We start from the raw sequence: 11,435 nt of genomic DNA, 5'->3' as shown, positions 1-11,435 counted from the left end.
ATATTATAGCATTTCTATGGAAATAGACTACTCTAATAGGACAATTGAAACAAAAATAATATGATTGTAACATAACAATCATATTATTCCTTCATCCTATCTAAAATTGTAATTGCAAGCACAGCTTCTAATACTGGAAGCACCCTCGGCACAATGCATGGATCGTGTCTGCCAGTAATGGCTAAATCCACAGATTCCTTGGTCTGATAGTTGACACTTTCCTGAGTTTTTCCAATAGATGGCGTCGGTTTTACAGTGACTGTAAAATCTACTGGCATACCGTTTGTAATACCGCCTAATATGCCACCATTATGATTGGTTCTCGTCTTGATATTTTCATCAAAATAATAAGGGTCATTGGCCTCTGAACCTTTCATGCTTGCGAGTTCTACACCCGAACCAAATTCTAAGGCCTTGATAGCAGGTATAGAAAATACCAGTTGTGACAATACACTTTCAAATGATTCAAAGAAGGGATCCCCTAAACCTGCTGGTACATTAATGGCAAAACATCTAACTTTTCCACCAATTGAATCGTGGGCTTGTCTAGCTTCTAGTATACGTTCTTCCATTTGAGATTTCTTTTCAGAATCTGCAACAGGAAATGCACCTTTTAATAAGTCTAAAGTCTTTTCATCCAAAGTTGTAATTTCTCTATCCTCAACATCTCCAATAGATTTAATCTGACAACCTATGATGATACCCGATTCTTTTAAGATAGACTTAGCAACAGCACCTGCAAACACGATCCCTGCAGTCAAACGGCCAGAAAAATGGCCACCACCTCTATAATCATGGAACTCATTGTACTTGATATTGGCAGTCAGATCTGCATGCCCCGGTCTTAAACGCTCTTTTAAGCCAGTATAGTCTCTAGAACGCTGATTGGTATTTTCAATCATCATTGTAAGAGGCGCACCTGTTGTAAACCCATTAAACTCACCACTGACAATCTTAAAAAGATCATCTTCCCTACGCTGAGTTTCCATTAGGCTCTTGCCAGGTTTTCTTCTATTAAGTTCTGATTGAATAAAGTCTAAGTCTAATTTATGACCTGCTTTTACACCGGTCATGGTGATGCCAACCATAGGACCATGAGACTCACCAAATATAGATAAACCTAAATTACTCTTCCATATGCCACTCATCGAATGTGCCTCCTAATGTTTTAAAATGTTCAAAGAAATGAGGATATGATTTGTTGATGGCCTCACAACCTTCAATATAGACATCTTCCCTACAAGCCAATGAGGCAACTGCCATCGACATAACAATACGGTGGTCATTCCATCCTTTGACTCTGCCACCCTTTAAAGAAGACTTGCCTTTAATGATCAAACCTTCTTCTAATTCTTCTACATCAGCCCCCAACTTATTAAGTTCAGTTGCAATGGCATTTAATCTATCACACTCTTTAATTCTTAGTCTTTTGGCATTGATGACTTCAGTTGTACCTGGCGTAACGGCCGCTAATACCGTTAAAACAGGTATAATGTCAGGACACTGAGAAGCATCAATTACAGTTGCCTTGGTTGGACTTTTTTCTACACTTATAAAGTCTGATCCCATTGTCAGCTTACCACCCATTCTCTGGATGATATCAAGCACCTCTTTATCGCCTTGACTAGAATCTGGATTCATATCTAAACATTTAATATCACCATTTAAAAGACCTGCTACCAACCAGAAGGCAATTTGTGAAAAGTCACCTTCCACCCTGTAGTCTCTGCCTGTGTATGTTTGATTGCCTTTGATGGTAAATGTCTCATACTTATCATTACCAATCTCAATACCAAATGCTCTTAATACGTCAATTGTAAGGTCAATATAACCTTTGGATTCTAAATCAGATGTTACCTTGATCTGAGAATCACCATTTAAAAGGGGTAACGTATACAATAATCCCGTAATAAACTGTGAACTGATGTCTCCCGGAATTTCAAACTGACCTGGTTTGATGGCCCCCTTTACTGTTAGAGGTAAACAACCATCGTGTTTGTAACTGATGCCTTGTTTGTCGAAAATATCATAAAAAGGATCCAAAGGTCTTGTAACAAGCTTTCCCTTACCCTCAAAGGATACTTCTTCACCACTTAACATGGCAATCGGAATCATAAATCTTAAGGTAGAACCTGATTCATGACAGTCAAATACATTGTTTGAACAAGCCAGTGGAAAATCGGCCCCTTTTACTATATAATCATGGCCTTCTTTAACAAAACTTGCACCCAACTGTGACATACACTGTGTTGTTGCAATGATGTCCTGAGACTGGATAAGGTTATCCACCCTACCGCCCTTTGATAAGCCTGATGCAATAATAGCTCTATGACTCAAAGACTTTGATGGCGGTATCTGAATTTCACCCTTTAATGATTGACCACCCTTTATTTTTAAATTTAACATGTTCCCTCCAATATAAACTCTCTAAACCAGTCAAAATCCACTGATTTTATATACGCTTTTCCTATCGATTCAAGTAATATGATATTTAGCTTATCTTTATCACTTTTTTTATCTAATTTACTTGCTTCTACCAATTCATCTATGTCATATGACTCATAAGTATCCAATTCATACTTTTCTAAAAGCGCCATACTCAAATCATATGTCTCTTGTGTCATCATACCTCTAGCCCTCATGGCCCTAAAGAAATAGACCATGCCCATGCCAACAGCTTCACCATGGTTAAACTTAGAATATGAGGTTAGCTTTTCAATGGCATGTCCAATTGTATGACCAAAGTTTAGGAGCATTCTTTCTCCAGATTCTTTTTCATCTCTTTCAACAACTTGTGCCTTTATCTCCACACATCTTCTTATAATAGGAATAATATGGTCTTCAATAGAAGTCAAATCATATGTCATTAAGTCATCGAAAAGAGTTTTGTCTTCAATAAAGGCATACTTAACCACTTCTGCCATACCAGATATGAATTCTCTTCTATCTAATGTAGAAAGTACATGAACATCTATGTAAACTGCTTTAGGCTGATAAAAATTGCCTACCAAGTTTTTCCCCTGTGGTAAATTCACCGCAACCTTACCCCCAACAGAAGAATCTACTTGAGACAATAAGCTTGTAGGAATCTGGATAAAATCAACACCTCTTAAAAAGGTTGCAGCTGCAAAACCTGCTAAATCACCAATAACACCTCCACCAAGGGCTATAATCAGATCCTTTCTTGTTAAATGACATTCTGTAAAATATTGATAGAGATTTTCTAGTACCCTTATAGATTTACTTTTCTCACCAGCTTCAACTGTATAAGAAAATGTACTTATATTTAAGTTGTTAAACCCTTGAAGCAAATCACTTAAATATAACTTTTCGACATTGTCATCTGTTACGATAACAATCTTTTGGTACTTGAATTCATCAACAATCATACCTGCAATCTTATTAAAATAATTTTTTCCAATAAATATATTATAAGAATTTTCGCCCAAATCCAAATTTATTTTTTGCATATTTATACACCTTTTATTATATCTTTTATCACCTTAGTCATAAGATAAAACATCCTTTCTATCATTGTAACACTAAGTCATTTCATACACCAATTTTTCTGTTTTCAAAGGTCGAACATTCCAAACGAACACTTTCATCAAAGCTACTAATTACAAGGATTACGCAACATTAAGAACTATTACTTCTCCTATAATTACATGCCCTTATTTCATATTATTTATAAGACATATTTGCACATGAAATATGCAATAAAAATACACTCCCATACGTGTGTTAGAATGTTGATTCTTATCATATTCAATATATATGCAATTGTCAAGTCTAAAAAAAGTTTTTAAAAACTACTTGACTTTTACTTGTATTGGTACTACAATTCTCAATAACAACGCAAAACGAGGAGAAAAAAATGATGAATTCAAGAAAATCAATTATTAAGCAATTAAATAATACGCTATCTTTAATTCAAGATTATTTTTTCTTTTTTTACTGGGGTTTCTTTTATTGGAGCGCTGGTCTATTTGCATTTGAATATTATGAGGGAAGCTATCAAACTTAAGGTTTTTACGAGCAATAGAAAACAAGTAGAGGAGTTTCCCGATGGGAAGCTCCTTTTTTAGTAATTAAATTTGGAATAATATTAGATGGGAGAATAAAAATGTTAAACATAGTTGAAAAAGAAATAAAATTACCTTCGTACAAGCTGGCAAGTCGCTTATCCAAAGCCGACGACACAGTTATTAAGATCAAGAACACAAAAATAGGTGGCAGTCACCTGACCGTCATAGCAGGTCCATGTGCTGTAGAAAATGAATACCAAATGCTTTCTACAGCAAGAGCAGTAAAAGCTGCAGGTGCAACCATCCTTAGAGGCGGTGCTTATAAGCCAAGAACGTCACCATACAGTTTTCAAGGTCTTGAAGAAGAAGGGTTAAGACTTCTCAAAATGGCCGGTGAACTTACTGAGCTGCCGATTGTTTCTGAAGTCATTTCAACTGAAACATTTGACGTTGTTGAACAGTATGTGGATATACTCCAAATTGGTGCAAGAAACATGCAGAACTTCCCACTCTTAAAACGAGCCGGACGCTCAAAGAAACCAATCCTCTTGAAAAGAGGTATGTCAGCGACAATCGAAGAACTACTGATGGCAGCTGAATACATTATGAGTGAAGGCAATGAACAAATTATCTTGTGTGAAAGAGGTATTCGAACATTTGAAACCTACACAAGAAATACCTTAGACTTAAGTGCAGTACTTGCCCTTAAAGAGCTGACTCACTTACCAGTCATCGTTGATCCTAGTCATGCAACTGGACGACACAACATGATTGAACCACTTGCAAAAGCTTCTGTTATAGTTGGGGCTCACGGTTTAATGGTTGAAGTACACTACCAACCAGAATTAGCCCTTTGCGATGGTCCACAATCACTCAAGCCAAAAGCATTTGAAAAAATGATGCAGTCTATTAAACAGATTAGCAGCATTGAAGATATAAGCATCAAACAATTAAAGCAAAGTAAATCATAGATTAAGAGTAGTAAACTCAACAAAAGATTCCAGCGAGTTCGGTTAGGTGAGAGCGAACATCTAGAGTTGTTTTGAATGGACTTATGAGAGCAAACTGAACCATAGTAGGGGCGCCGGGATCTCCCGTTACAGAGATGACCAATTGATGGATTGGAACAACACAAATAAGGTGGCATAGCGAGTAATCGTCCTTTTTTAGGGACGATTTTTTTTTGGAGGAAAATGCATGAATCAAAATTTTAGTCAGTTTAAGTACGTCTTAAGTCACGATAACGTCGCTTTTTCAGGAGACGTCTTTAGTCTTTATCGCAAACTCAAGGATGACAAACCCTCATTTCTCATAGATAAGTTCCCAGATTATGAGCATGTAAAGATTATTGGATTAGATGCAGATATAGAAAGTTTTACTTGCTTATCAGAAGTAGAACTTAATGGGGATACATATCTAAATGAACTTCCTCACTACTGCGATATCAAACTCACAACACTCCCCTTTGATCAGAAAAAAAATCAAATAGAAGTCTTTGTGCCTAAGATTATATTGGTATTAGAAAAAGAATCACTTAAGATTGTACATCGCTCTAATGACCTAAACATTGAACTTAGCGAGAACATTATAAATGAAATTAAAGATAAGTTGAAAGCTTTAGAAGCTTACAAGACGCCTAAGTATGATGGTTTTATCGATTTTACATCCAATATTACAAAGGAAGAATACCAGACGATGTTTGATTCCGCTATTAAACATTTAATCGATGGTGATGTCTTTCAAGTTGTACTTTCTCAATGCTTTGAAGCCAAAAGTACTTTAACTGGTCTTGATGTCTTCAAAAGAGCTTGTGAATTAAATCCTTCACCTTATCAAATATATATTGAAAACCGTGACAAAAGCATTATATGCACATCACCAGAAAGATTGGTAAGTGTCAAGGATAGAATCGTTGAGGTTGTCCCTATAGCGGGCACACGGGCAAGGAAATATGATGGCAAAGATGAAAAGAGAGCAGCTTCCATGATCAAAGATCCTAAAGAAAGAGCTGAACACCTCATGCTGGTGGATTTAGGGCGTAACGATGTTGGCCGAGTCTCTAAAACTGATACAGTTACTGTTGATAACTTTTGTCAGGTCAAATATTATCAACAAGTCATGCACCTTGTATCAACAGTCAGGGGAAAACTATCTGATTCTAAGTCACCTATCGATGCCTTGGCATCGGTCTTTCCAGCAGGAACAGTTTCTGGTGCACCTAAGGACATGGCTATGAGTATAATTGATGTCGAAGAAAAAGACAATAGAAAACTTTATGGCGGCGGTATATGTATTTCGACTGCTAAAGAACTTGATGCCTGCATAGCCATCAGAACTATTTTAAAAGAAGACAATAAGTATACTATTCAAGTAGGATCCGGCATTGTCATTAAGGCCAATTGCCATGACGAATATCTAGAAACCATAAACAAAGGCAGAGCGCTTATTCAAACACTCTCTAGTTTTTATACAAAAGGAGCAAGATATGATTTTGATTATCGATAATTATGATTCATTTACTTACAATGTCAAGCAGTTAATAGCCAAATACTATGCTGACATAAAAGTGGTTAAAAATGATGAGCTTAGTATTCATGAGATTCTGAGTCTTAAGCCAAAAGCCATTGTTTTGTCCCCAGGACCTTCCTCTCCAAAAGAGGCTGGTATATGTCTAGACCTGGTTAGAAATCTACCGAGTCACATCCCTTTGCTTGGCATTTGCCTGGGTCTGCAAGTTATTGCTGCAGCATACGATGCAAGGATCACCCATGCTGAGAAAATCTATCATGGGGTTGTTGATAAGATAAAAACATCCTATTCGAATATTTATAAGACTGTGCCAGAAATTATCAAGGCAACACGTTATCATTCACTGATCGTCGATCCACCTACCCTTTCTTCTGACTTCTTAGTGACTGGCATTTCTGAAACGGATAATGAAATCATGAGCATTGAACATAAATCTAAACCCATTTTTGGCTTACAGTATCACCCGGAATCCTACATGACCGAATATGGAAGCCAAATTATTTACAACTTTGTGGAACTAGCTAGGAGGCATTATGTATAAAACATTCTACAATCAACTTATGAAAGGTCATATTGATTATGATATTTCAAACAACTTAGCAGAGTACTTGTTATTTGACGCAAATGATGTTGAAATATCATCCCTATTAACACTTTTAACCACCCTGCCTCTTACTGAAGAGGTCCTTCATGGATTTAGTACTGCTATGAAGAAACATGCTGTTCAAGTACCTTTCAAGTCTAAAAAAGTAATAGATGTTTGCGGTACTGGTGGAGATGGTCACAATACTTTCAATGTCTCAACAACGGTTGCACTGATACTAAAAAACTTTATTACTGTTGCCAAACATGGCAACGGTTCAATATCATCCAAGTCTGGTAGTGCAGATCTTCTTGAAAAGATGGGACAAAGCTTTCATCATGAAGGCCTGGCTATTTCAGAGGAACTAGAAAAAAATAACTTTTCATTTCTCTTTGCCCCTTATATGCATCCAAAGATGAAATCAATAATGGGGGTAAGAAAACAACTGAAAATCCCAACCATTTTTAATGTACTTGGTCCTCTTTGTAATCCAGTTACTCTAAGTCATCAAGTGATTGGTGTTTATGACCCTGACCTTATCATGCCTATGGCAAATGTACTTCTTCGTCAGAATGTAAAAAGAGGTGCAGTTGTTTGTGGCCATAACAAAATGGATGAACTTTCGACAACAGGGATCAATGATATCGCTATAATAAATGATGGTCAAATCACCTATGCAAAACTAGATCCCAAAGATTATGATTTATCATATGCAAGCCTTACTGACCTTCAAGGCGGTACACCAGAAGATAATGTCAAAATCACTCAGTCCATTTTAAATGGCGCCATGGGACCTAAGTATGACCTTGTAGCCCTAAATGCAGGCTTTGCCTTATACATTGGTGAAGTTGCTTCAAGTATTGAACAAGGCATAAAAGTCGTACACCAATACCTACAAGGAGAAAGGAGTAGATATGAACATCTTGCAGACAATAGTGGCGCATAAGAAAATCGAAGTTGCACAGCTGATGAACAGTCCCCTATTAAAAAAAGAGATCAGTGTTCATGAATCAATTTCATTAATTGATGCCATCAGACAATCCAATGAAATGGCAATTATAGCTGAAATTAAAAAAGGCTCTCCATCAAAAGGATGTTTTGCACCTGATTTAGATATTATTTCCCAGGCAAAGTATTACCAAGAAAATGGTGCTTCATGCATTTCTGTATTAACAGATAAGCATTTTTTCTACGGTAGTCCTGATTATTTATCTACAGTTAGAAAACATACAAAACTGCCACTCTTGTTTAAGGATTTCATAATAAACGAGATTCAAATCAAACAAGCTAAAGATTTAGGAGCTGATGTCATACTCTTAATAAAAAGAATTCTTACCAGAGATAGATTCAAGGCACTACTGGATTATGCGCACAATCTAAAGCTTGAAGTACTTGTTGAAGTGCATTCCAAATCTGAATTTGATGAAATCTCAGATTTAGACTTTAAACTGTGTGGCATTAATAACCGATCGCTGAAGGATTTTTCCATTGACCTTGATAAGAGTAAAAAACTCGCAGGACACATCAAAGCTCATAATAAACTTTTAATCACAGAAAGTGGTATACACACCAAAGATGACTTACTAGGTTTAAGACCCTATATTGATGGCGCTCTAATTGGCGAAAGCTTGGTCAATGATCCAAAACTACTCAAAACCCTTACTATAAGGAAGTTGCCTGTTAAAGTAAAAATATGTGGCCTTACCGATGCTCACACTGCTGAATTCTGTGATAATAAAAAGGTCGATTATATTGGGTTGGTCTTTGCAAAGTCCAAAAGACAGGTCACTATGGCTCAAGCCAAGGACATCATCAAAAATGTCGGTTACTCTAAAATCGTTGGTGTCTTTAAAAATCAAAGTATAGACTTTATTCATCAAGTTTATAAGGATTTGAATCTTGATTATGTACAGTTACATGGTCAAATAAATGAAAACGAGTTAACAATTGATTCTAAGAAAATCATAAAGGCCTTTAGCTATGATGATATTAAAAAGACACAGGCAGCCAATGTGTTAATAGATGGCCATTCACCAGGAAGTGGTCAGACTTACCCTATTTCAAAAATTGACAACAAGTGTAAGACAGTCTTTCTTGCAGGCGGACTCAATCATGACAATGTTCGTGACCGTCTACTTATTAGCGGTGCTGATGTAGTTGATTTAAGCAGTTCAGTTGAGACAAACCATAAGAAGGACATCCATAAAATTAAAGAGTTTATAGAAACTACAGGAGGTATATAATGCTTAAAAGATATTTCGGTAAATATGGGGGCCAATTTGTATCAGAGGCCCTTATACCACCACTCAATCAACTTGAAGGTGATTTTAAAAAATGTATAAATGATGAAGACTTCGTCAATGAATACAATACATTGTTGGCGCACTATGTGGGCAGAGAAACACCACTTTACTATGCCTCTCGATTAACTGACCATTATGGGGGCCCAAAGATATATCTTAAAAGAGAGGATTTAAATCATACTGGTGCCCATAAGATAAACAATGCCCTTGGTCAGGCACTGATTGCAAAGTACCAAGGTAAAAAACATATCATTGCAGAGACTGGTGCAGGACAACATGGTGTGGCTACAGCAACGGCCTGCGCTTTATTAAACTTGGAATGTACAGTGTTTATGGGTGAAATCGATGTCAAAAGGCAGGCTGCAAATGTCAAACGTATTCAGCTCTTAGGAGCAAAGGTCGTTGCTGTTAAAAGTGGTAGCAGGGTTTTAAAAGACGCTACTAATGAAGCCATTCGATACTGGATCAATCACCAGGAAGAGACTTTTTATATCATTGGCTCTGCAATAGGACCACACCCTTATCCTTCCATCGTCAAATATTTTCAAAGTATCATTGGTAGAGAAACTAAAAAGCAGATACTTGAATTAGAAGGTAAGCTGCCTGATAAAATCATCGCCTGTGTTGGTGGCGGTAGCAACGCCATAGGCATGTTTAATGACTTTGTCGACACTGGTTCGTCTCTTATTGGTGTAGAAGCTTCTGGTAAGGGCATAGATACTTTTGAAACAGCAGCTACCCTGTCTTTAGGAAAGACGGGTGTTCTACATGGTAGTCATATGTATCTTTTACAAGATGAAAATGGTAATGTCCAAGAAGCCTATTCAATATCGGCTGGTCTAGACTATCCAGGAATCGGACCTGAGCATGCATACTTAAAGGATATAGGTCGTGTTCGTTATGAGGCTATATCTGATATCGAAGCAGTAAATGCCTTCAAACTACTTACACGATTAGAAGGTATCATTCCAGCACTCGAAAGCTCACATGCTGTTGCACAAGTAGAAAAAGAAGTTCTTGGTATGACAGAAAATGAGTCCATCGTCATCTGTCTTTCTGGACGCGGTGATAAAGATATGGACACCATACTTAAGGAGAGTGAATTATGTTAAAGAACAACTTAAATAAACATCCTATCATCCCTTTTATAATGACAGGAGATGACACAATAGAAAAAACATTGGAAATGGCAGATTTCTATATCAGTAACGGTATTATGGCAATGGAAATTGGCGTGCCTTTCTCTGACCCCACAGCAGATGGACCTGTTATTCAAAGAGCTTCATCGAGAGCCATCAAGAATGGTAGCAGCATACAAGATAGCTTAAGAGTTGTGTCAGCTATAAAAGAAAAACACCCTCATGTTAGCGTGTATTTAATGTCTTATTTAAACCCTATCCTGACCATTGATAATAAACACATCATAGATTCTAATGTAGATGGTTTAATCATTCCTGATATGCCAATTGAAGAGTTTTCTATATTAAACATGGATATCCCAATAATAGGACTTATTCCAATCAATACATGTGAAGAGCGCATAAAAAAAATATGTGATAAGTCTGGTAGCTTTATATACCTAGTATCTAATATAGGTACAACAGGTGCATCAGACTTTGATTACGCCTATATTTATCAAACATTAGAAAGGATACGTAGAAATTCAGATTTGCCTGTGGCAATTGGTTTTGGAATAAACAGCAAAGAAAAGGTTAATTACTTTAAAAATGACTTTGATGGTATTATAATAGGTAGTCACTTTGTAGAACTTGCATATGAAAATGACATGACTTCTATATATGAAATCATAAAAAAAACTGCTATATAAATAACAGTTTTTTTGGTGGTGCCCAAGGGCGGAATCGAACCACCGACACAGGGATTTTCAGTCCCTTGCTCTACCGACTGAGCTACTTGGGCAAAATGGCGCAGAGGGTGGGATTCGAACCCACGTGGGCTTGCACCCTAACGGTTTTCAAGACCGCCCCGTTA

General features: G+C 36.9%; 10 protein-coding genes and 1 tRNA gene. 7 read left to right on the top strand and 4 right to left on the bottom strand.

The window, feature by feature from the left end:
- Positions 1–83: 83 nt before the first annotated feature.
- The 3 genes from aroC to aroB are packed head-to-tail and all read right to left on the bottom strand — an operon-like array spanning position 84 to position 3,470.
- Positions 84–1,148 carry a chorismate synthase gene (gene aroC, locus EZV73_RS20740; RefSeq protein ID WP_240842346.1) on the bottom strand — a complete coding sequence of 355 codons (1,065 nt, stop codon included), beginning with the start codon at positions 1,146–1,148 and terminating at the stop codon, positions 84–86.
- A complete protein-coding gene (aroA, locus tag EZV73_RS20735) occupies positions 1,126–2,406 on the bottom strand; it encodes a 3-phosphoshikimate 1-carboxyvinyltransferase (RefSeq protein WP_240842345.1) in 1,281 nt (426 codons plus the stop codon). The genes aroC and aroA overlap by 23 nt, the downstream gene beginning before the upstream one ends.
- A complete protein-coding gene (aroB, locus tag EZV73_RS20730) occupies positions 2,400–3,470 on the bottom strand; it encodes a 3-dehydroquinate synthase (RefSeq protein WP_240842344.1) in 1,071 nt (356 codons plus the stop codon). Before aroB ends, aroA begins: the two co-directional genes overlap by 7 nt.
- 656 nt (positions 3,471–4,126) lie before the next feature.
- Here aroB and aroF point away from each other — a divergent pair.
- The 7 genes from aroF to trpA all read left to right on the top strand — a co-directional run bounded on the left by aroF (position 4,127) and on the right by trpA (position 11,271).
- Positions 4,127–4,999, top strand: coding sequence for a 3-deoxy-7-phosphoheptulonate synthase (gene aroF / locus EZV73_RS20725; RefSeq protein ID WP_240842343.1), 873 nt, complete (start codon positions 4,127–4,129; stop codon positions 4,997–4,999).
- 226 nt (positions 5,000–5,225) lie between these two features.
- Complete coding sequence (locus EZV73_RS20720) at positions 5,226–6,533, top strand: anthranilate synthase component I family protein (RefSeq protein ID WP_240842342.1); 1,308 nt, start codon at positions 5,226–5,228, stop codon at positions 6,531–6,533.
- Complete coding sequence (locus tag EZV73_RS20715; RefSeq protein ID WP_240842341.1) at positions 6,514–7,098, top strand: aminodeoxychorismate/anthranilate synthase component II; 585 nt, start codon at positions 6,514–6,516, stop codon at positions 7,096–7,098. The genes EZV73_RS20720 and EZV73_RS20715 overlap by 20 nt, the downstream gene beginning before the upstream one ends.
- Positions 7,091–8,086, top strand: a complete 996-nt coding sequence (trpD, locus tag EZV73_RS20710) for an anthranilate phosphoribosyltransferase (RefSeq protein ID WP_240842340.1) — start codon at positions 7,091–7,093, stop codon at positions 8,084–8,086. Before EZV73_RS20715 ends, trpD begins: the two co-directional genes overlap by 8 nt.
- Complete coding sequence (locus EZV73_RS20705) at positions 8,055–9,383, top strand: hypothetical protein (RefSeq protein ID WP_240842339.1); 1,329 nt, start codon at positions 8,055–8,057, stop codon at positions 9,381–9,383. The genes trpD and EZV73_RS20705 overlap by 32 nt, the downstream gene beginning before the upstream one ends.
- A complete protein-coding gene (trpB, locus tag EZV73_RS20700) occupies positions 9,383–10,555 on the top strand; it encodes a tryptophan synthase subunit beta (RefSeq protein WP_240842338.1) in 1,173 nt (390 codons plus the stop codon). Before EZV73_RS20705 ends, trpB begins: the two co-directional genes overlap by 1 nt.
- Positions 10,549–11,271 carry a tryptophan synthase subunit alpha gene (gene trpA / locus EZV73_RS20695; RefSeq protein WP_240842337.1) on the top strand — a complete coding sequence of 241 codons (723 nt, stop codon included), beginning with the start codon at positions 10,549–10,551 and terminating at the stop codon, positions 11,269–11,271. The genes trpB and trpA overlap by 7 nt, the downstream gene beginning before the upstream one ends.
- Before the next feature lie 16 nt (positions 11,272–11,287).
- Here trpA and EZV73_RS20690 read toward each other — a convergent pair.
- Positions 11,288–11,363 (bottom strand) — tRNA-Phe (locus EZV73_RS20690).
- Positions 11,364–11,435 lie beyond the last annotated feature (72 nt).

The organism is Acidaminobacter sp. JC074 (genome assembly GCF_022496765.1).
In the GTDB taxonomy this organism is placed as follows: Bacteria; Bacillota; Clostridia; order Peptostreptococcales; family Acidaminobacteraceae; genus JABXKX01.
This window is presented reverse-complemented; position numbering and strand designations above follow the sequence as displayed.

Coding starts and splice junctions, on each gene's coding strand:
- EZV73_RS20720 (WP_240842342.1), top strand. CDS start 5,226: ATGAATCAAAATTTTAGTCAGTTTAAGTACGTCTTAAGTCACGATAAC.
- EZV73_RS20715 (WP_240842341.1), top strand. CDS start 6,514: ATGATTTTGATTATCGATAATTATGATTCATTTACTTACAATGTCAAG.
- aroF (WP_240842343.1), top strand. CDS start 4,127: ATGTTAAACATAGTTGAAAAAGAAATAAAATTACCTTCGTACAAGCTG.
- trpA (WP_240842337.1), top strand. CDS start 10,549: ATGTTAAAGAACAACTTAAATAAACATCCTATCATCCCTTTTATAATG.
- trpB (WP_240842338.1), top strand. CDS start 9,383: ATGCTTAAAAGATATTTCGGTAAATATGGGGGCCAATTTGTATCAGAG.
- EZV73_RS20705 (WP_240842339.1), top strand. CDS start 8,055: ATGAACATCTTGCAGACAATAGTGGCGCATAAGAAAATCGAAGTTGCA.
- trpD (WP_240842340.1), top strand. CDS start 7,091: ATGTATAAAACATTCTACAATCAACTTATGAAAGGTCATATTGATTAT.
- aroA (WP_240842345.1), bottom strand. CDS start 2,406: ATGTTAAATTTAAAAATAAAGGGTGGTCAATCATTAAAGGGTGAAATT.
- aroC (WP_240842346.1), bottom strand. CDS start 1,148: ATGAGTGGCATATGGAAGAGTAATTTAGGTTTATCTATATTTGGTGAG.
- aroB (WP_240842344.1), bottom strand. CDS start 3,470: ATGCAAAAAATAAATTTGGATTTGGGCGAAAATTCTTATAATATATTT.